At 64.8% G+C, this 20,929-nt stretch carries 17 protein-coding genes; 13 read left to right on the forward strand and 4 right to left on the reverse strand.

Annotation, left to right across the window (positions count from 1 at the left end; genetic code table 11):
* The first annotated feature begins 372 nt into the window (after positions 1-372).
* From H7007_RS12740 to H7007_RS12750, 3 genes are all read left to right on the forward strand, one after another.
* Positions 373-1,239, forward strand: coding sequence for a GNAT family N-acetyltransferase (locus H7007_RS12740; protein ID WP_287155701.1), 867 nt, complete (start codon positions 373-375; stop codon positions 1,237-1,239).
* 113 nt (positions 1,240-1,352) lie between these two features.
* Positions 1,353-1,631: an ATP-binding protein gene (locus H7007_RS12745; protein WP_287155702.1), complete on the forward strand. Its 279-nt coding sequence runs from the start codon at positions 1,353-1,355 to the stop codon at positions 1,629-1,631.
* Positions 1,632-1,662: 31 nt separating this feature from the next.
* Positions 1,663-2,997, forward strand: a complete 1,335-nt coding sequence (locus tag H7007_RS12750; protein ID WP_287155703.1) for an NAD(P)/FAD-dependent oxidoreductase — start codon at positions 1,663-1,665, stop codon at positions 2,995-2,997.
* A 209-nt stretch (positions 2,998-3,206) separates the two neighbouring features.
* On the opposite strand, the gene H7007_RS12755 is transcribed toward H7007_RS12750, so the two are convergent.
* Complete coding sequence (locus H7007_RS12755) at positions 3,207-4,136, reverse strand: 4Fe-4S binding protein (protein WP_287155704.1); 930 nt, start codon at positions 4,134-4,136, stop codon at positions 3,207-3,209.
* Positions 4,137-4,619: 483 nt separating this feature from the next.
* On the opposite strand from H7007_RS12755, the gene H7007_RS12760 reads away from it, so the two are divergent.
* Both H7007_RS12760 and H7007_RS12765 read left to right on the forward strand, forming a co-directional pair.
* Complete coding sequence (locus H7007_RS12760) at positions 4,620-5,942, forward strand: phenylacetate--CoA ligase family protein (protein WP_287155705.1); 1,323 nt, start codon at positions 4,620-4,622, stop codon at positions 5,940-5,942.
* Positions 5,939-6,373, forward strand: a complete 435-nt coding sequence (locus H7007_RS12765) for an ACT domain-containing protein (protein ID WP_287155706.1) — start codon at positions 5,939-5,941, stop codon at positions 6,371-6,373. The genes H7007_RS12760 and H7007_RS12765 overlap by 4 nt, the downstream gene beginning before the upstream one ends.
* 15 nt (positions 6,374-6,388) lie before the next feature.
* Here H7007_RS12765 and H7007_RS12770 read toward each other — a convergent pair whose 3' ends face one another.
* From H7007_RS12770 to H7007_RS12780, 3 genes are all read right to left on the reverse strand, one after another.
* Positions 6,389-7,444 (reverse strand): HD-GYP domain-containing protein, encoded by a 1,056-nt coding sequence (locus H7007_RS12770; protein ID WP_287155707.1) that lies wholly within the window; start codon positions 7,442-7,444, stop codon positions 6,389-6,391.
* 267 nt (positions 7,445-7,711) lie between these two features.
* On the reverse strand, positions 7,712-8,215 hold the full coding sequence (locus H7007_RS12775; protein ID WP_287155708.1) for a DUF488 domain-containing protein: 504 nt from the start codon (positions 8,213-8,215) through the stop codon (positions 7,712-7,714).
* A 53-nt stretch (positions 8,216-8,268) separates the two neighbouring features.
* Entirely contained in the window at positions 8,269-8,745 is a 477-nt protein-coding gene (locus H7007_RS12780) for an NUDIX hydrolase (protein ID WP_287155709.1), read from the reverse strand.
* A gap of 374 nt (positions 8,746-9,119) precedes the next feature.
* Here H7007_RS12780 and H7007_RS12785 point away from each other — a divergent pair, with 374 nt between their 5' ends.
* From H7007_RS12785 to dnaG, 8 genes are all read left to right on the forward strand, one after another.
* Positions 9,120-9,986, forward strand: coding sequence for a hypothetical protein (locus tag H7007_RS12785; protein WP_287155710.1), 867 nt, complete (start codon positions 9,120-9,122; stop codon positions 9,984-9,986).
* An 18-nt stretch (positions 9,987-10,004) separates the two neighbouring features.
* The gene (locus tag H7007_RS12790; RefSeq protein ID WP_287155711.1) at positions 10,005-10,826 is read left to right on the forward strand and encodes a hypothetical protein; all 822 of its coding nucleotides are present in this window, start codon (positions 10,005-10,007) and stop codon (positions 10,824-10,826) included.
* Positions 10,827-11,056: 230 nt separating this feature from the next.
* Entirely contained in the window at positions 11,057-11,932 is an 876-nt protein-coding gene (glyQ, locus tag H7007_RS12795) for a glycine--tRNA ligase subunit alpha (RefSeq protein WP_287155712.1), read from the forward strand.
* Positions 11,933-14,020, forward strand: a complete 2,088-nt coding sequence (gene glyS, locus H7007_RS12800) for a glycine--tRNA ligase subunit beta (protein WP_287155713.1) — start codon at positions 11,933-11,935, stop codon at positions 14,018-14,020.
* A gap of 192 nt (positions 14,021-14,212) precedes the next feature.
* Complete coding sequence (gene ppdK, locus H7007_RS12805) at positions 14,213-16,864, forward strand: pyruvate, phosphate dikinase (protein WP_350340661.1); 2,652 nt, start codon at positions 14,213-14,215, stop codon at positions 16,862-16,864.
* A 331-nt stretch (positions 16,865-17,195) separates the two neighbouring features.
* Positions 17,196-17,786 carry a flavodoxin family protein gene (locus tag H7007_RS12810; protein ID WP_287155717.1) on the forward strand — a complete coding sequence of 197 codons (591 nt, stop codon included), beginning with the start codon at positions 17,196-17,198 and terminating at the stop codon, positions 17,784-17,786.
* A gap of 265 nt (positions 17,787-18,051) precedes the next feature.
* Positions 18,052-19,056 carry a deoxyguanosinetriphosphate triphosphohydrolase gene (locus H7007_RS12815; RefSeq protein ID WP_287155718.1) on the forward strand — a complete coding sequence of 335 codons (1,005 nt, stop codon included), beginning with the start codon at positions 18,052-18,054 and terminating at the stop codon, positions 19,054-19,056.
* A gap of 10 nt (positions 19,057-19,066) precedes the next feature.
* Entirely contained in the window at positions 19,067-20,899 is a 1,833-nt protein-coding gene (gene dnaG, locus H7007_RS12820; RefSeq protein ID WP_287155719.1) for a DNA primase, read from the forward strand.
* Positions 20,900-20,929: the final 30 nt, after the last annotated feature.

The raw sequence follows: 20,929 nt of genomic DNA on the forward strand, positions 1-20,929 counted from the left end.
GCTGGGATGGGTGCCGGGCGGTGAGGCGGGCGCGGGCCCGTGGGAAGCCGATGCCCTTGAAGGATCGCCTGGCGTTTCGCGCCTCTCCCGGGAGGAACTCCGGATCTGGAGGTCAACGCGGAATGGCTCGAAGGAAAAAGAACGGTGGGCTCTGGGTAGGGCCGCAGTTTCGAGGATGGGCCACGATTTCGGTGATGAACCATAAGGGTGTGCCCCCTTTCGCCGCGTGAGGGATGGGTATTCGGGTCCAGGCCGCGGCTCTGCCCTCCGAGGGTTTTTCAAACGGGCGGACACCGCGCGGCGGTGTCGGGTAATATAAGGCGGGTGAGGCGTGGAGCGGCCCGATTTTTCCTGGGTTGAGGTACGGTCCCCGTGAGAGGCAGCCGGGATGTGGGTATGGAGGGCGCCCTTTCCTGCCGGCCTGTGGAGCCGGGAGGGGAGAGGGAGCTCCTGTCCTTTCTGGAGAGGGATCCCGTGGCCAACCTGCGCCTGGTATGGAGCGTGAGGCGCTGGGGCCTCCTCAACCTGGGCCTTGCGGAGCAGGGAGAATTTCTCGCCCTGAGGGCGGGCGGCCGGATAAGGGGCGTCCTCTTCCGCGACAATCTGGGTCTGTGGAGGACCGCCGCGCGCGCGGAAGAGGCCCGCGCCCTGGTCCGGGCCGGCCTCGAGATGTGGGGACCGCCGTCGGCCATGGCCGGGCGCCGCGAGGATATAGAGGCGATGCTGGAATGGTTCCCGGAGCTATCCAGCAGGGTGCAGCGGGTGGAGCGTGAGGTCTCGCTCGTGCTCCGGCCGGGAGATTTCGCTCCACGCCACCCGGAGCTGGCCGAGGTGGCCGGGGAGGAGGACCTGGAAACCCTGGTGGGCCTGGAGAGGTCCTTCCAGTGGGAGTATCTGGGAAACGTTTCCAGAGACTGGGAGATAAGGCTGCGCATGCTGCGCCTGGTCGAGGCGGGCACCACGGCCCTCGCCCGCTGCGATGGACGGGCGGTGGCCAAGGCGGAGATGGAAGCGGTCACCCCGGGGGCGGACGAACTCGGCGGGGTCTACTGCCTCCCGGAGTTCCGCCGCCGGGGGTTCGCGGGGGCGGTCTGCAGCCTGCTCTGCGAGCGCTCCCTCTCCGGAGGCAAGCCCGTGCGCCTGGAGGCCAGGGAGGACAACCATGCCGCCATCTCCCTCTACCGCCGCTTGGGATTCCGGGAACTCTGGCCCCATCTGGTCGTCTCCTTCAAGGGATGACGGGACGGGCCGGTTTCACGCACGCCGGGGCCCGCACGGGGCTGCAAAGCTGTCAGTAGCACCGGTTTTGATGTGCTATATATCTTCGATTTTTCGTATAGAGGAAAGGGGGCATGATGGAGGAAACGCTCAGATTCGAGGATATCCCGGGTGTGGAGTGGGTCCCGTCGCCGCGGCCCTTCATCACCATCGATGCCTCTAAGTGCACGGGTTGCGGGAATTGCCTGCGCGTGTGCCTGGCGGGAGTGTTCCGGCTGCGCGAGAAGAAAGCCGAGGTCGCGAGCCTCGAACGGTGCATGGAATGCGCCTCCTGCCTTTTCGTCTGCGAGTCGGGCGCCGTCGATTTCGGATGGCCGGTGGGGGGTACGGGTTACCGCAGCGAGTGGGGTTGATGAGCGCGCGGATGAAACGGGGGGTAGCGATATGAGTGCCGTGGATTACGACGTCATAGTGGTAGGGGCGGGCTTCGGTGGGCCCGTGGCGGCCAAGAGGTGCGCCGAGGCGGGGCTTTCCACCCTTATATTGGAAAGAGCTTCCACGCCGGGACAAAAGGTCATATCCAGCTGCACCATCCCCTTCTACGGTTTTCTCTTCGGTCCGCAGTGGATACGCGACGGCGACCCTCCCATCGAGAGGCCCATCACCGGGATTCGCAACTTTTTCGTCCGCGACGGGAAGGTCTACGCTACGGACAATTCTTTCCGCGTCCCCGGGCCGCTGGCGAACCGCTTGGCCATCGGCTACACGGTATACTGCCGTCCTTTCTGCACCTGGTTGGCGGAGCGTGCGGTGGAGGCGGGCGCCGAGCTGCGGACCTCCGTCGCCGCGGTGGACGTGATCATGGAAAGCGGGGCGGTGAAGGGGGTGGTGACGGACGGGGGCGAGGAACTTCGCTGCAGGCTCCTCATCGACGCCGAGGGAGTGCAGAACATCCTGGCCAGGAAGGCGGGGATACGCAAGACCTACCGTCCGGAAGCCGTGGAGTTGTGCCTCCTCTACGACTTCAAGATGGCCAAGGAGGACATCGACCGCATCTGCGGGTACCAGATCGAATACTACTGGGCCATGCCGGAGGAGAAGATCATCGCCCCCCTCGGCGAGGGGTCGGCGGTTTACATCTTCCCCTACCGGGAGAGTATCCATATGACCATCGGGAGGTTCCTCAAGGGCGAGGAGGGGGTTCCTGTGCTCGCCAAGGAGCTCGACGCTTATTACCGGAGGTTCTTCCAGGTGGACCGCTGGCGTGAGATGTACGCCCCCCGCACCGAGCTGCGCGCGCGTATATGGGATACCTGTCCCATCTACGCCGGACTTTACCGGGACATGCGCAGCATGCCCACCTTCGGGGACGGCGTACTCCTCATAGGCGACGCCGCGGGCCTGGAGGCCGCGGCCATAGCTGACGGGGTCCCCTCCGCCTGGTTCTCCGCCGAGATGGCGGCGGAGACGGCCATCGAGGCCCTACGGGCCGGCGACACCGGCGCGTCTTTCCTCTCCCGCTACCAGCGCAGGCTGGAGGAGCATCCCCTCATCCCGGCCCTCATCAGCGACACTCACCGCAGGGACCTGGCGTGGGCGCGGCGGAGCGGCGACGAGGCGGAGATGAGGAGGCGGGTCAACCAGGGGTGGGGGATACGCCTCATGGGGCACCTCGCGTTGCCCGTGCTGCGCGCGGTGTACCGGGAGATGCGCCGCGATCCCCGTGTCCTCAAGAACTGGCTCGATATGTTCAACCGCTATCACCGCCTGTATGCCTGAGAGGTGCGTGAATCGGTAACCGCTTCTCGGGTCATGGCCGGACCGATAAGGAATCGGCATGCCGAGGAGGCCCGCGCCCTGGCCTGGGCCGGCCTCGAGATGTGGGGACCAGCGGCGGCCTTGGCCGGGCGAGGCGGGGATGTGTGAGAGATGCCGGAAGGGTTCCCCTAAGCTATCGCGGCTGCGGTCCGCTAGCTTTTTTTGGAACCTCAGGCTCCGGCCTCTCCTCCCGCCTCCGCTAGGAGGGCCTTGATGTCCATGGGAGCCGGCTTTTCCGGGTCCCGCTCCAGGGTGATGGCCTCCAGCTCGCATCGGGAAGCGCATACCCCGCACCCGAAGCAGCGGGCGGGGTCCACCTCCGCCACCAGGTCGTCCCCCAGGCTCAATGCCTTGAATGGGCAGGCCTCCACGCAGCTCCCGCAGCCGCTGCACTCCTCGGCATCGACGCGAGCGACGTACCCTGAAGAGCATATATTGGGGGAACCGAAGGCCAGGTAGGCCTTCATGCCTATGCAGCAGCAGGAACAGCAGTTGCAGATGGCGAAGAAGCGCCCGCCGGCGGCGTCCTTGAAATAGGCGCAGTGCACGTGCCCCCGCTCGTGTTCCTCCTTGAGGATGCGCGTCGCCTCCTCGGGAAGTAGGCGCCTGAAGTTGTTGGGTTTGTGCTCCTCCAGGAAACCCAGGAAGGGTTCTCCCACCACGAGGCAGACGTCGAGGGGCAGGCAGGGCTTGCTCTGCGTGTGCCTGCAAGGGCATTCTATGACCCCGATGTGATCGGGGTCCTCGAGGATGATATCGTTGGCGATGGGGTAGGGGATGACCCTCTCCTGGCGGGGAAGGTAGACGTTCTCCTTCACGTTCACCAGGTCTACGGCGTGCTCCGTGCGCACCACCTTGGCATGATAGGTGCTGGTGGCCGGGTCGAGGGTCTCCCTGGCCACCTTGCCCACCACCACGTCCAGGATATCCTCCATCTCCGGCGGAAGGTCGTGAGGAGGCTCCTTCTCCGCCACGTTGATGAGCTTGCCCAGGCGGTAGACGTAGGCGTTGGGGAACCGTCCGTAGAGGTAGCCGTGGATGAACCCCTCGAGGTTGCGGTTGCCGAACATCTTGAAGAAACGCTTGACGGAATCGCGCATGCGCCTCCCTCCCTCCGAAGACGTACCCTCCCGGACGGTGGTTATTATACATGAGGCGCCCCGCCGAAGGCCCGGCGCCATTCGGCGGCCGGTCTCCCGTATGGCTTCGGCCGGGGATGATGACGAAAAGAGGCGAAAGCGGTCGGCCTCCGGCATCCCACCGCGATGGGCGCGGAGATTTGGCTTCCGTGGGATGGAGACAAGGATTCGCGGCGTGCGGCGTTCTCCGTGAAGGGATGGAGCGATAATGCGCATGCGAAGACGACAGGGCGCGCCGGCGGCACCGTCGGCGTTTCCCGCGGATGAATGACTGAACTTTGCGAATGGGGTTTAATATTGGTGATCGTCACCGGGATCTTGAGGAGCCGCCATGCCTTTGAAGACGTGAGAGTACTGCATCGTTGGCCCGCGCCGGGCCGGGGAGGGACGGCTGAGAGGGCCCTCGACCGGAGGCGCGAGGGGAGCGAAAAAGGGGAGGAAGACATGCCCGAGGGAGAGTTCTGGAACCCGGAGGTGGAACTCCTTTCTGGGGAGGAGATACGCTCCTTGCAGCTGCGCCGGCTGCGTGCGGTGCTGGAGCGTTGCGGAAACAGCCCTTTCTACCGGGAATGGTTTCGCGAGGCGGGGTTCGATCCCGCCAGGGTGAGCTCCCTCGACGACCTCCGGGCCCTGCCCTTCATGGACAAGGAGACCCTGCGCGGAGGAGACCCGCGGCGCTTCCTCACCGTGCCCCTGGAGGAAGTGGTGCGCCTGCATTCCTCCTCCGGGACCACCGGGCAGGCCACGGTCGTCTTCCACACCGCACGGGACATCGATGCCTGGACGGAGCTGGTGGCCCGGTGCATGTACATGACCGGGGTGCGCCGCTCGGACGTCTTCCAGAACATGATGGGCTACGGGCTCTTCACCGGGGGCCTCGGATTTCACTACGCCGCGGAGAGGATAGGGGCCCTGGTCATCCCGGCGGGCTCGGGGAACAGCAAGCGCCAGATCCAGCTGATGCGGGATTTCGGCACCACGGTCATCCACGTCATCCCCAGTTACGCCCTCTACCTCCTGGACGTCTTCCGCGAACTGGGCCTCGACCCCAGGCGGGACACCAGCCTGCGCATCGCCTTCATCGGCGCCGAACCCCACACGGAGAGCCTCCGCCGCCGCCTGGAGGAGGCCTACGGCATCAAGGCCTACAATTCCTACGGGCTCTCGGAGATGAGCGGGCCCGGGGTGGCCTTCGAGTGCCCCTTCCAGGAAGGGATGCACGTATGGGAGGACAGCTTCATCCTGGAGGTCATCGACCCCGAGACCCTGGAGCCCGTGCCCGAGGGGGAGGAGGGCGAACTGGTCTTTACCACCCTGCACCGCGAGGGCATGCCCCTCCTACGCTACCGCACCCACGACCTGGCCCGGGTCTTCCCGGAGCCCTGCCGCTGCGGCCGGGCACACCGGCGCATCTCCCGCATCAAGGGGCGCACGGACGATATGTTCATCGTCAAGGGGGTCAACGTCTTTCCCATGCAGGTGGAGAGGGTGCTCCTGGGAATCCTCGGGGTGGGCTCGAACTACCGCATCGTGCTGGAGACGGTGGACAACCGGGACGAGATGCGCGTCCAGGTGGAAGTGTCCGGCGACCTCTGGCACGGTGAGGTGAAAGAGTTGAGCCAGTTGCGCCGCCGCATAGCACAGGAACTGCGCAACGAGATCTTGGTCACCCCGGTGGTGGAGCTCGTGGAGCCGGGCTCTCTTCCCGCCGGGGAGGGAAAAGCGGTGCGTGTGGTGGACATGCGGGATCACGCAAGGGGGGAATGATCGTGGCACACCAGGTGAACGTCTTCGCGCGCAACCAGCCGGGGCGGCTGGAGAGGCTCACCCAGGTGCTCATGGAGGAGAACGTCAACATCAGGGCCATCACCATCGCCGGCGCCGACGACTTCGGGGTGGTGAAGCTATTGGTGGACGACCCGGAGCGGGCGTACCAGGCCCTGCGGAGGGAGGGTTTTTCCGCTTACCTGAAGGAGGTCATAGCGGTGATCATGGACGACCGCCCGGGCGGCCTGCACCGCGTCTGCCGGGCCCTGGGGGAGAGGGGGGTGAACATCGAGGACGCCTACGGTTTCGTGGTCAAGGACCGCAGCACCGCGGTGCTGGTGGTGGAGGTGGAGAAGATCCCCGAGGCCGAGGAGGTCCTCAGGGAGGGCGGTTTCGCGCTCATGAGCGACGAGGAGCTCTATTCCCTGTAGTTTGCCGCGGCCGCTTTAGAGGGGGTGCGCGGCCTTCCGCGAAGCTGAGGAGTCGGCGTTTATCTCCCGCAGGAGCTTTATCTCCTCCTCCTTTTCGCCCCTGCCCTCCATGCCGTAGATGCGGGGCGTTATCACGGCCAGGAAGGCGTTCACCACCCGGGGGTCGAACTGCACGCCGCTGTAGGCGGATATCTCCTTCACCGCTTCCTTGACCTCCATGACGTCCCGGTAAGCCCTCCAGGAGGTCATGGCCACGAAGGCGTCGGCCACGCTCAGTATGCGCGCTCCCAGGGGAATGGATTCCCCCTTCAACCCGTCGGGATAACCCATCCCGTTCCACCACTCGTGGTGCCCGCGGACGATGGGGATGATCTCCCAGTTGGGCCTGATCGCCGAGAGCATCTCCGCACCCAGCCTGGGATGCTGTTTGATCATCTCCTTGTCCGCGGGCACCAGTTCCCCGGCCCGGAAAGCGGCGTCCGAGAGCTGCCCCGCCACCTGGAGCATGCCGATGTCCATCAGGTTGGCCGCCCGCTCCACCAGGCGTACGTAATCCTCGTCCAGCTCCATGCGGCGGGCGATCTCCACGGCATAGAAGGCCACCCTCTTCCAATGACCCTTCATATGGGGCATCTTCTTCTCCAGCCTCTCATGCAGGTCGTCGGCTATGGCCACCAACTTGGATACTTCCAACATGGCGGTGAGATCTTCCATCTGGACGCGCAGGTCGTCGATGGTCCGGCGCAGCTCCTCGAAGACCTTGACGGACTGCCTGCTGTAGTCCTTCTCCCGCCTCATGAGATAGGCGGTGAAGGCCACGATGAGGAGGGCGAGGCTTATGCGGGTGAAGTTGTTGAAGTAGTCGGACCTGAAGAGTCCGCTGAGCGTCTCCAGGTTAAAAGCATAGACCACCACGGCGATGCCCAGGATGAGGGTTATGAGCACGGCCAAGTAGAGGACGTCCCTGCGCCGCCTGTCGAACTGCTGAATCTGTTCCTCGTATACCGTCGAGGAAGCCCTGTCCTCTTTGCCGGTCTCTCCCGGCCGGGCCTTCTCCCTTCTCCTGAACATCATCGACTCCCTGAAACTCCAGGCCTCCAGGCGGGACCCCTCCTTCTTCATGCGCTCACAAGGTGGAAATCGGCGCCGCTGATTCACACCGCATCGCCCGGAAGGGTTATTGGAGGGCGATAAAAGGTGGAGAAATCCGGGGTCCGGCGGTCCGCTGTTCTTCTAAGGGCCCCTTTGGTCCTGAGCGGGTGGGGGAGCGAAAGGCCCTTTCAGGATTCACGAGCGCCGCGGATGGGAGACGCGGTCCTCCCGTGCAGGGCCGGAACCTCACGCCGGGCGGGCGCCGTTTTCCGGTCCGTCCGGGAGGAGGCTGGTTTGGAGGCCGGATGCCCTTGGGAGCCAGGAGCGACGGGCATCGAGGACGTGCACCACCTCCCACCCGCGGCTCTCCAGCGCTTCGGCGATGAAGCGCCGGTGGCATCTCCAGGGCAGGAGCTCGGCGCAGACCACAGCCGTGGCCGTCTCCTCCGCCGCTTTCTCCAATTCCTCGATACCCTTTCTGAATTCCGGGGTCTCCATGTGCACCCGGTAACCGCCCTTGCGGTACCCTCCGAGGAGTTCGCCCATCCAGCGGTAGTCGAGTCCATGTTCCTCCAGATGCGAGGAGAGCGCCTCACGGGAGAAATGTGGGTATCTCCGGCTGGTCGGAAAGGACCTCACGTCGCATACACGGCGTATCCCCCAGGCGTCGAGCACCTCCAGGAACTCCCTGAAGGAACGTGTGCTGGTCCCCAGGGTGAAGATCCTCTTGCCCGCGTGGACGTCCTGCATCCCGTCAACCTCCCGATTCAGGCCCTCTCTCGCCCGACCACCGCCGAGGAGGGTCATTCCCCGCCTCCCATCTTCGGCGCGCCTCCCTCCTCCGATCCCTCCCCGGTTCCCTCGATGATGGCGGCGGCCTTTTTCAGTATCTCTCGCTCCCCTTTATAGGACAGGGCCTGAAGGGCCCGCTCGATGGGCATCCATTCGACCCCCTCAACCTCCCAGTCGTGGCCCTCCTCGCTTCCCCCGCGGTAGCGGAGAAGGTAGAAATGTACCAGCTTGAAGTAACGGGTGTCCTCCTCGGGGGAATAGTAATAGTAACGGATATAGCCCAGTGGAGCCACCGGTTCACCCTCCATGCCGGTCTCCTCCCGGACCTCACGGACGGCAGTCTCCTGCGGGTCCTCCCCCTCCTCCACCAGTCCTTTGGGCAAGGCATGGACCTTCCCGTCCTTCAGCCTGATGAGGGCCACCTGGTACCCTTCGCCGGAAGGGCGGAAGAGGACTCCCCCAGAGGATATCTGCCTGCCGTACCGCATGGCCTTTCATCCCTTCCCTCGGATACGGCCGGGCTTTGTCCGGAATGGCCGGATATGGTGTGCCGGTCCTCCCAAGCCCCCTTACTCATTAAACATCATGGTGGGCGGCATGGGAACGGTGCGCATCGTGGGAACGGCCTTCCGCCGACCTCGCGGTAGCCCACTACACGGGAGAAAATCCCCAAGAGGGAAGGTTTCCCGCACGGCCACCCTCCACCGCATCACACTCCTCCGGGGGCGGGAACGGACTTCGGGCGGTGGCGTTGAACATAGGCTCGAGACGGGGCGTCTTAACCGTTGCAGCTTGGATATGGTATTTTTAAGGCGGCTTTCCCGGGACCGGTTCTGCCCGGGCATGAGGCGAGGGGAGGAATATGCGGCACTGGAGACTTATAAGTGCGGCTGGCCTGCTTTTTCTGGGTCTTTGCCTGGTGCTGGGGGCCGCAGCATGCGGGAACAGGAATCCCGAGGGCCTTCTCAAGAGGGAGGTCCCGGAGAACGCCACCCCGGAGAAGATAATGCTGGAGGGGTTGAACGCCACGGACGAGGTGAACTCCCTCCACTACGTCTTCGATTACGCCTTCATCGTACCCCCGACGGGAAAGCAGCCCTACACGGCGGAGGTCAGGCTGACCGGCGAGGGGGACTACGACGCGGCCACGGAGAACGCCAAGGCCCGCCTGGTCTGGTCCACCTTCAACAAGGAATTCGAATACGTCCTCTTCGATGGGGTACAGTACTTCCGCGCCGTGGACGGCGACAGGTGGTACGAGCTTCCGGGAGAATCCACACTGCGTATCCCCAGCGTATCGGAGATCGCCAGGAACACTGCGGAGTATCTAGACAATTTCCAGAAGATAACCCGCCTCCAGGACGAGATGGTGGAGGGTAGGGACTGCTATCACATAGCCATGGTCCCCAATTTCGACGCCATCATGGAGGACGAGGAGTTCCTGAACATGATCCGGGGGGAGGGCGAGCTGGGCGAGTCCAAGCTCGCCGAGCTGGAGAGGATAAAGGAACAGCTCAAGGAGGCCAGCGTCAATTACGAGTACTGGTTCGACAAGGAGTACCTGGTCCTCAGGCGTACCCTGTACAACATAGAGATGGTTCAGAAGGGTGAGGGCGACACCCCTCCCTATACGGTCAAGGTGATCATGGAGATCGCCTTTCCCCTCTACAACCAGAAGGTGGAGATATCCAAACCGGAGAACACGCTTCTCTACAAGGAATCCTGGTAAGGCATAAGGAGCGGAGCTTTGCGAAAACCCGTTTCCGAGTTCGTGACCGCTGCGGCCTGTGCCCTTTTCCTGCTTGCCTCTCTGGCCCTGGGCTCTTCGGGCTGCGGGAAGGAAGAGCGTGATTATTCGAAGGACCTGCTTGCAGCCGCGACCGCGCTGTCGGAGGAGGAAAGCGCACACGCCCTGGTCAACGCCGCGGTATCTCCCCTGGAGGGAGAGAGCGGGATGGCCGTGAGCGTCCAAGGTGACGCCTGGATCGACCTGCGCGAGCCGGCCCTGGAGGCCCGCTTCACCGTCCTGGGCATGGAGATCTCTCTGCGGTACACGCAAGGGCATGCCTACCTCAAGGTGGGGGGCAACTGGTACTCCCTCTCCGCGGAGGGCATGGGGGTGAGCGAGAAATTGCCCTCCTCCCTGATGGGCGTGGTGAAGGCCCTGCCGGAATTGCTCTCCGCCTCCGTGAGCGTGGATTACCTTGGAGAGAGGAAAGTGGGCTCCTTTGACTGCGCGGAGCTCGAGGTGTACCCGGATTTCAAGAGCCTTTCGGAGGTGGAGCAGGTGGGAAGGCTGGCCGAGGACCTCGGCCTCACTCCCGAGGAGCTGCAGGAGATCCTCTCCGGCTCGAACCTGGAGATGAGGGTCTGCATCCAGAAGGGCAAACCGGTCATCAGGCAGGTATATGTTGCCGCCGACGTGAGCCTCTCTTCCTTCAACGAAGAGCTGGGCCTGGGCCTCCTCCCGGAGAAAGGGCGCCTGGAGCTCACCGCCGAGTTTCCGGAATACGGCGTGGAGGTCGCCGTGGAGGCTCCCCCCGAGGCTCGACCTTTCAAGGGCCTCTGAGCCGGAGGCCATACGCTGTGCTCGGAAATCGGAAGGCTCCGGATCCGGAACTGTGACTCCTGAGCACCACCGCCTCTCGAAGCTTCGCCCGTTCCCACCTAACCGGGCTACAGGAGAAGCCGTGGGCCGGCGAGGAAGGCCACACCTCTCGTTTAACGCCATGGCGAGGCCATGACTACGCGCCCCGCGGATGGTAATATAGCCGTGATCGAAGCCCGGAGGTGGAGTCCATGCATTTTCAGGACATGATCATGGCCCTCCAGTCCTACTGGACGGAGAGGGGTTGCGTCCTCGTGCAGCCCTACGACGTGGAGGTGGGGGCGGGGACCTTCAACCCGGCCACTTTCCTTCGCGCCCTAGGGCCGGAACCGTGGAAGGTGGCCTACGTGGAGCCGTCAAGGCGCCCCACAGACGGGCGTTACGCCGAGAACCCCAACCGCCTCCACCAGCACACCCAGTTCCAGGTCATCCTCAAGCCCTCGCCCCACGACGTGCAGGACGTATACCTGGACTCCCTGTGCGCCCTGGGAATCGACCCCACGGAGCACGACGTGCGTTTCGTGGAGGACGACTGGGAGAGCCCCACCCTGGGAGCCTGGGGGCTGGGGTGGGAGGTCTGGTTGGACGGGATGGAGATCACCCAGTTCACCTATTTCCAGCAGGTCGGCTCCCTCGACTGCCGGCCGGTCTCCGTGGAGCTCACCTATGGCATGGAGAGGCTGGCCATGTATGTGCAGGGAGTGGACAACGTCTTCGACCTGAGCTGGAACGGGGAGCTCACCTACGGGGACCTGCAGAGGCAGGCGGAGGTGGAGTGGAGCGTATACTGCTTCGACGAGGCGGACACGGAGATGGCCTTCCAGCTCTTCGAGCGCTACGAGGCCGAGGCCCGAAGGCTCCTGGAGAGGAACCTGGTCCTTCCGGCCTACGACTGCGTGCTCAAGTGCTCCCATCTCTTCAATATCCTAGACGCTCGGGGGGTGATCAGCGTCACCGAGCGCACCGGTTACATCGCCAGGGTCAGGGAGCTGGCCCGGGGGACGGCCTCCGCCTACCTGGCGCAGAGGGAGGCCCTGGGTTTCCCCTTGCTCCGGGAGGGATGCTGAATGGCCGAGACGGGGGCCAGGGACCTTCTCCTGGAGATAGGCACCGAGGAGCTCCCCTGGGGGGCGGTCCAGGAGGGGAGGAAGCAGCTCCACGACAACCTGCTTCAGATCCTGAAGAGGGAACGCCTGGAACACGGGGAGATCCATGTCTTCTCCACGCCGCGACGCCTGGCGGCGCTGGTGGAGGACCTGGCGGAAAGGCAGGAAGAATACCAGGAATTGGTAAAAGGGCCGCGGCGTGACGCGGCCTTCGACGAGAGGGGCAACCCCACGGCCGCCGCGGAGGGATTCGCCCGCGCCCGGGGTGTGCGGGTCGAGGATCTGGTGGTCAGGGAGACGGAGAAGGGGGAGTTCGTCTTCGCCGAGGTCCGGAAGGAGGGCCGAAGGACCCTGGATATCCTGCCCGGGCTGGTCGATGAGGTGCTCCGGTCCTTCTCCTTCCGAAAATCCATGCGCTGGGGGGAGGGGGAGTTCCGTTTCGCCCGTCCCGTGCGCTGGCTGGTGGTGCTCTACGGGGAGGAGGTGGTCCCCGTGGATTTCGAGGGGCTGCGTGCGGGGAGGTCGAGCCGGGGACACCGTTTCCTGTCCTCGGGCGAGGTGGAGATATCGACGCCACGCGGCTATCCGGAGGCCCTGCGTCGGGCCCGGGTGCTGGCGGACGAGGAGGAACGCCGGAAGGCCATACTGGACGGGGTGGAGGAAGCTCTCTCCTCGCGGGGGCTGCGCGCCGTGCCCTCCGGGGAGACCCTGGACGAGGTGGTGGACCTGGTGGAATATCCCCACGTTCTCCTGGGACGCTTCGAGGAGCGTTTCCTCGAGCTCCCGCGCGAGGTCCTGGAAACGGCCATGCAGGAGCACCAGCGGTACTTCCCGGTCGAGGACGCGGAGGGCCAGCTGGCACCCGCCTTCCTGGTGGTGCACAACGGCGACCCCGCCAAGGAGGAGGTCATCCGCCGGGGGCATGAGAGGGTGCTGCGGGCACGCCTGGAGGATGCTTCCTTTTTCTACCAGGAGGACCTGAAGCGGACCCTGGAGGACCGGCTGCCGGACCTGAGATCGGTGGTCTGGCAGGCCAGGTTGGGGAACCTATACGAGAAGTCCCTGCGCCTGGTCGGACTGTGCGATGAGATCTGCCGCTCCGCCCACCTTCCCGAGGAGACGGCGGAGAAGGCCCGGAGGGCGGCCCTGCTCTGCAAAGCCGACCTGGTGACTTCCATGGTCGTCGAGTTCACCTCCCTGCAGGGCATAATGGGGCGCATCTACGCCCTGGCGGCGGGGGAGGACGCGGAGACGGCTGCGGCCATCGAGGAACATTACCTCCCGCGCTTCGCCGGTGACCGCCTCCCGGAGACCCTTCCGGGCGCGGTGCTCTGCCTGGCGGAGAAGGTGGACAACCTCACCGGATGCTTCGGTGTGGGGCTTATCCCCAGCGGGTCGGAGGATCCCTATGCCCTGCGGCGCCAGGCGGTGGCCGTGCTCTCCGTGGCGGTGGGAAAGGGCTTGCACCTGGATTTCTCCTCCCTCCTCGCCGCGGCGGCGGAGAGGTTCGGTTTCGCCCGTCCCGATGCTGTGGCCGCGGAGGTGGGCGAGTTCTGCCGGCAGCGGTGGCGACAGGCGCTCCTCGGTGAGGGATTCGACTACGACCTGGTGGCCGCGGTCCTGGACCTGGCCCTCAGGGACCCCTACGAGGCCCGCCTGCGGCTGGAAGCCCTTCAGGAGGCGCGAGCCGACGGCCGGCTGCAGAGGGCTTACACCGGCTTCGAGCGCTGCCACAACCTCTCCAGCCGGGCGGATGTCGCGGAGCTGGACGCGGACCTGCTCCAGGAGGAGGCGGAGCGCAACCTCTACTCCAGGCTCACCTGGGCCCAGGAGCCCCTGCGCGGGTATCTGGACGCGGGAGAGTATCACGCCGCCCTGGGGGTGCTCCTGGAACTGGCGCCGGACATCGACCGCTTCTTCGACGAGATATTCGTCATGGGAGAGGACCGGCGGTTGCGCGAAAACCGGCTGGCGCTCCTCAAGATGACCGCTTCCCTCTTCCTCGAGTTCGCCGATTTCACGCAGGTGGTCACCGAGGGTGAACGCTGACTGCGCGGGCCATGATTGTTTCTCCGCAGGCCATGATTGTTTATAATTTTTCCATTATTCCGTCCCGTCCGGAGGGCCTCCCGCCCGGGGAGGCGGAGGCCGCCCGGACGGCGGGCGGCAGGGACGGGACGGTGGGTATGCCGGAAGCCGCTGAGAGGTAAAGAGTTGAAGGAAGGCGAGGGGGAATCGGAGATGACCAAGTACGTGTACGACTTCGACGAGGGCGATGCGGGGATGAAGAAACTCCTCGGCGGGAAGGGCTCCAACCTGGCGGAGATGACCAGGCTGGGGCTTCCCGTGCCCCCCGGGTTCACCATAACCACGGAGGCCTGCAATCATTACACGGCGCATGGCGAGTATCCCCCGGGCCTGCAGGAGGAGATAGACGAGCACCTCCGACGCCTGGAAGAGAGGATGGGCAAGAAGCTCGGCGACAAGAGGGACCCCCTCCTGGTCTCCGTACGCTCCGGGGCGGCCATCTCCATGCCCGGCATGATGGACACCGTCCTCAACCTGGGCCTCAACGACGAGTCGGTGAAGGGCCTTGCGGAACAGACCGGGGACGAGCGCTTCGCCTACGACGCCTACCGCCGCTTCATCCAGATGTTCGCGGACATCGTCATGGGCGTGGAGAGGAGCCTCTTCGAGGAGAGGATCAGCAAGAGGAAGGAGCAACGCGGCGTCACCCAGGACGTGGAGCTGACGGCGGATGACTGGAAAGAACTGGTAGAGGAGTTCAAGGCCATCGTGCGCGAAAAGGCGGGTCGGGATTTCCCCTCCGATCCCCGCGAGCAACTCGACCTGGCCATCCGGGCCGTCTTCCGTTCCTGGAACAACCCCCGCGCCATCACCTACCGCAAGCAGTACGACATCCCAGACGACCTGGGAACGGCGGTCAACGTGCAGACCATGGTCTTCGGGAACAAGGGTGAGGACTCGGCCACCGGGGTCTGCTTCACCCGTGACCCCTCCACGGGGGAGAAACGCCGCTTCGGCGAGTACCTGGTCAATGCCCAGGGCGAGGACGTGGTGGCCGGCATACGGACCCCCAACAGCCTGGACCGCCTGGCGGAGGAGATGCCCGAGCTCTACGAGCAGCTGACCCAGGTGATGGACAAGCTGGAGAAACATTACCGGGACATGCAGGACATAGAGTTCACCATCGAGCAGAAGAAGCTCTACATGCTGCAGACGCGGACGGGCAAGCGCACCGCCGCCGCCGCCCTGAAGATCGCCGTGGACATGGTGGAGGAGGGGCTCATCACCAAGGAAGAGGCGGTAGCCCGGGTGCAGCCCGACCAGCTCGACCAGCTCCTGCATCCCCGGCTGGACCCCGACGCCCAGTATGACGTGATCGCCAGGGGCCTGCCCGCCTCCCCGGGCGCGGCGGTGGGCGAGGTGGTCTTCGACGCCGACACCGCGGAGGTGCGCGGCTCGCGCGGCGAGAAGGTCATCCTGGTGCGCTGGGAGACCACGCCCGACGACATCCACGGCATCATCGCCGCGCAGGGCGTGCTCACCAGCCATGGTGGGATGACCAGCCATGCCGCCGTGGTGGCGCGGGGGATGGGCAAGCCCTGCATCTGCGGGGCGGAGGCCATCAAGATAAACCAAGCGGAGAGGATCTTCGAGGTGAACGGCCTGGTGGTCCGGGAGGGGGACACCATCACCATCGACGGCACCTCGGGCAAGGTCATCCTGGGCGAGGTCAAGCTCATCGAGCCCAAGGTGGACGTCAACCTGGAGAAAATTCTCTCCTGGGCCAGCGAGATACGCCGCCTCGGCGTGCGTACCAACGCCGACACCCCCGAGGACGCCAAGCGCGCCCGCGACTTCGGCGCCGAGGGCATCGGTCTGTGCCGCATCGAGCACATGCTCATCGGGGAGGACCGCCTGCCCATAGTGCGGCGCATGATCCTGGCCGAGACCGAGGAAGCCCGGGAGGAGGCCCTCATGGAGCTGGAGCCCCTCCTGCGGCGCGATTTCGAGAGGATCCTGGAGATCATGGACGGGCTGCCGGTGACCATCCGCCTCCTGGATCCCCCCCTGCACGAGTTCCTTCCCAACCTGGTCGATTTGCGGGTGGAGCTGGAGCGGCTCAAGCACGTACCCGGGGAGCGGGAGGAGTACGAGGCCAAGGAGAGGCTCCTGGCGCGCGTGCGCGCCGAGTCGGAGGCCAACCCCATGCTCGGCTTGCGCGGGTGTCGCGTGGGTTGCACCATGGGCGGGGTGACCGAGGCCCAGGTGCGGGCCATCATCAAGGCCGCCTGCGACCTGAAGAAGCAGGGGAAGGACCCGAGGGTGGAGATAATGGTCCCCCTGGTGGCCTTCCGCAAGGAGCTGGAGATCGAGCGGGAGAAGATAATCCGAGTGGCCGAGGGGGTCAAGGAGGCCATGGAGGTGGACCTCGACTACCTTGTGGGCACCATGATAGAGTTGCCCCGCGCCGCCCTCACCGCGGATCAGATAGGGGAGATCGCCGACTTCTTCTCCTTCGGGACCAACGACCTCACCCAGACCACCCTGGGCTTCAGCCGCGACGACGCCGAGGCCAAGTTCCTGCCCGTGTACCTCGAGGAGGGCATCCTCACCGACAACCCCTTCCAGACCCTGGACCTGGAGGGCGTGGGGAAACTGGTGCGCATGGCCTGCGAGCTCTCCCGCGAGGTGAACCCGAAGATAAAGCTGGGTATATGCGGCGAGCACGGCGGCGATCCCCGCAGCATAAGGTTCTGCCATGAGGTGGGCCTGGACTACGTGAGCTGCTCCCCCTTCCGCGTGCCGGTGGCCATCCTGGCCGCTGCTCATGCCGCCCTCGGGGACGTGCAGGACGCCACCAAGTGAGGCGGAAGGGCCGGGGGAAGCCGAGAGGCGGCTTGCGAACGATGAGGAAGTCCGCCTTCCCGCTCCGCGACCCATCGCACCCGGAGATCCGGGGAGGCCGTGCCGGATAGGGCTTGAAGGAGGTCCTCCCCCGTCCAGACCCGTCGCCCTCCGGGAGGCTGGGGGCCCCAAGAAGAGGCGCGACTCCTCTTTTCCGCCTGCGGTGAGCCACCGGGAAGAGGTGCTGACACTGCGGCGAGATACAATCTTCGTGGGGCGTGTGTTCCGGTGCGCGAGAGCTGACGGAGCAGCCGCGCCTTCTGGATGATTTGTCGGAAAGGAGGTTGCCGCCATGTACATCCTGGCCATAAACGGAAGTCCGAACCGCAAGGGAAATACGGCATTGCTTTTGGAGAAGGTCCTTGAAGCGGCCCGAGCGGAGGGAGTAGATGGTAAAATATTCCATGTAATGGATGCCCTCAAGGATCAGGAGAACCCCTTCTGTATGGCCTGTTCCAGCCCCTGCAAGGAGGTATGCCATTCCAGATCCGCAGGGCTCAAGGAGGCCTGCGATCTCCTGGAGGGAGCGGCGGCGGTGGTCCTGGGGAGTCCGGTGTATTTCGGTACCGTGTCCGCGCAGCTCAAGGCACTGTGGGACAAGACACGGGCCGTGAGGTCGCGCAGGTCCCTGGTGGGGAAACCGGCGGCGGCAGTGAGCGTGGGCGCGGCGCGCTTCGGTGGGCAGGAGACGACCCTCAAGGCCCTGCACGACATGCTCCTCATCCAGGGTATGAGTATCGTGGGGGAGGGGACGGAGGACGACGACGCCGGGCACCAGGGATTGTGCGCCCAGAAGCCGGCCCAGGAGGACTCCTTCGCCCTGGAGAGGGCCCGCATCCTGGGCAGGCGCCTGGCCCGGGAGGTGAAGAGGGCGTCGAAATAAGAGGAAACAGCCTGATGCGCCGGAATGGAGGGCTGCCGATTTGAGCCGCTTTGTGATGGCTTGGAATCGTGTCAGCCTGGCTCTGGACCGTGAAAAGAACGCGAGCGGGGAAGTTCTTCCCCGGTCCGGAAAGGACAAGGGAAAGGATATCGGAGTAAGCCGCACCCTTGCCGTCTGGTCCTCGCATGGACCGATGACGTCAATTGGAAGCGGTAAAGGCGGCGGCACTCGGAAGTGGTAAGGAGAAGACGGAGAAGGTATTGGGATGAACATCCGGGAGGAAATAGAGCGCTGGGAGGAGGAATGGCTCTCTCCACATGCCGTGCGCAGCCGGGAGAGCCGGGGCCGGCTCAGGGAGGAAAAGCCTGATTCCCTGCGCACCTGCTTCATGCGCGACCGGGACCGCATCATACATAGCAAGGCTTTCCGGCGCCTGAAGCACAAGACCCAGGTCTTCCTGGCTCCCGAGGGGGACCACTACCGCACCCGCCTGACCCACACCCTGGAGGTAAGCCAGATATCCCGCACCATAGCCAGGGCCCTGCGGCTCAACGAGGACCTCACGGAGGCCATCGCCCTGGGTCACGACCTCGGGCACACCCCCTTCGGACACATGGGGGAGGAGGCCTTCCGCGACCTAACCCCCACCCCTTTCCGGCACAACGAGCAGAGCCTCCGGGTGGTGGACAGGCTGGAATATAACGGGAAGGGGCTCAACCTCACCTGGGAGGTCAGGGACGGCATACTGAACCACACCGGCCAGAGCCCTCTTCCGGCCACCCTGGAGGGCCGCATAGTACGCATCGCCGACCGTATCGCCTACGTGAACCACGACATCGACGACGCCATCCGGGCGGGCATACTCACCGAGGATGAGCTTCCGGAGGGTCCTCTAGGAGTGCTGGGAAAGCGCCACAACCAGCGCATCGACACCCTGGTGCGGGACCTGGTGGAGGCCAGCAGGGACAGGGGGGACATCCTGATGAGCGAGGAGGTGGCCGCGGCCCTGGACGAATTGCGCGACTTCCTCTTCGCGCGGGTGTACGTGGGTTCGGTGGCCAAACAGGAGGAGGACAAGGCCATCATGGTCCTCCGTCATCTGTTCCATTATTACTTGGAGCACCCCGAGGAGATGCCCCGGGAGTTCCGGGAGGGGGAGGAGGACCTGCGGGTGAGGGTCTGCGATTACGTGGCCGGCATGACCGACCGCTATGCCATGCGCAAGTACCAGGAACACTTCTTGCCCCGCGTATGGGTGGGCGAGCTCTGAGGTGCGTGCCTTGGCCGGTGGCAGGATCAGGGACGAGGACATCGAGCGCCTCCGCGAACAGGTGGACATCGTGGAGGTCATCTCCGAGTACGTGCAACTGAAGAAGGCCGGCAGGCTGTTCAAGGGGCTGTGCCCTTTTCATGACGAGAAGACCCCTTCCTTCATGGTGGATCCCGCCAAGCAGCTCTACCACTGCTTCGGCTGCGGTGAGGGAGGCGACGTGTTCACCTTCCTGCGCAAGAGGGAGGGATTGGAGTTCCGGGAGGCGGTGGAGAGGCTGGCCTCCCGGGTTGGGTTCACCCTTCATTACCAGGGGGGAGCCCGGGAGTCCGGGGGACCGGAGGGCAGGCGGGCCAGGCTATACCGCATGAACCAGTGGGCGGCGGAGGTCTACCACCGCGTCCTGGTGGAGGGGGAGGAGGGAGAGGCGGCGCGCAGGTATCTCAAATCCCGGGGTATCGATGAGGAATCCGTGCGCTTCTTCGGCCTGGGATACGCTCCCCCCAAATGGGACTTCCTCTACCGCCAGGCCATGCGCCGCGGTTTCGAGGCCCAGGATTTCCTGGCCTCCGGCCTGGGACTACGGGGGGAGAGGGGTGTTTACGACCGCTTCCGAGGCCGGGTCATCTTTCCCATCCGGGACCTTCAGGACCGGGTGGTGGCCTTCGGGGGGAGGACGCTGGGCGAGGAGCAGCCCAAATACCTCAATTCCCCGGAGACCCCTCTCTACGTGAAGAGCCGCCACCTCTACGCCCTCAACCACTCGCGCCGGGAGATGGTGAAGGAGGGCTTTGCCCTCCTGGTGGAGGGATATACCGACGTCATCCTCCTCTGGCAGCACGGTATCCGCAACGTGGCTGCCACTCTGGGGACCGCCCTGGGCCAGGAGCATTTCCGCCTCCTCTCCCGCCTCACCGAGAGGGTGGTGCTGGCCTTCGACGCGGACCGGGCCGGGGTCAGCGCCAGCCTGAGGGGGCTCGACCTCCAGAAGGATTTTAACCTCGACTTGAGGGTTATAATCCTTGATGAGGGCGCCGACCCGGCGGATTTCGTGACCTCCCACGGGGCGGAAGAGTTCAAGAGAAGGGTGGAGGAGAGCGTCCCCCTGGTCGATTTCTGTCTCCGAAAGGTCCTCGAGGAACACGACCCCAAGGACACCAACGCGCGGCTGCGAGGAGTGCGCAGGGCGGTGAGCCTGGTGGCCGAGCTGGGAGGGGATATAGACCAGGAGAGGCACATCCGGGCCATCGCCGACTGGGCGGGATCGAGCTACCAGGCGGTGCAGGAGCTCTACCGGCGTGCCAGGGGGAGGAGCTCCGGACCGGCTCCCGCCGCCGAATCCTCCATCCTCCTGCCCCCGCAGAAACGGGCGGAGAGGGAACTTCTTCGCCTCCTGCTGCATCAACCTTTTTTGGTGGAAAGGGCATTGGAGGAGGTTGACCCCTCCCTCTTCGAGGATGGCGATTGTTCCCGGCTCTTCTCCGCCATCCTGGAGGCGGATCGGGAGGAAGGGGGAGAACGGGGGATCGAGGAACGCCGAATGGGGCGCCTGGTGGAGAGCCTGGATTCCGGCAGCGCCCGGAATCTGGCCACGGCGTTAATTCTGGACGGGAGTGGGAATGTTGATAATATGGATACGGAAAACGCCGTCATGGTATATAATGACCTGCTGGCGACGCTGAAGGGATTCTATCTCGAACGTCAAATAAGGAGATTGAGGCAGGAGCTTGAAGGCCTCTCCTCCGCGCCCCATCGGGATCATGAGCGTGAACGAGAGCTCTCGGAGGAGATTTATTCCCTCGAGCGCCTGAAGAGGGAGCTCAGAAAGGGCCGTGCCGGCTAAAGGACGGCATGAGAGCGCTCGATTAATCTT

It is taken from the genome of Candidatus Solincola tengchongensis, assembly GCF_015711935.1.
GTDB lineage: Bacteria > Actinomycetota > Geothermincolia > Geothermincolales > RBG-13-55-18 > Solincola_A > Solincola_A tengchongensis.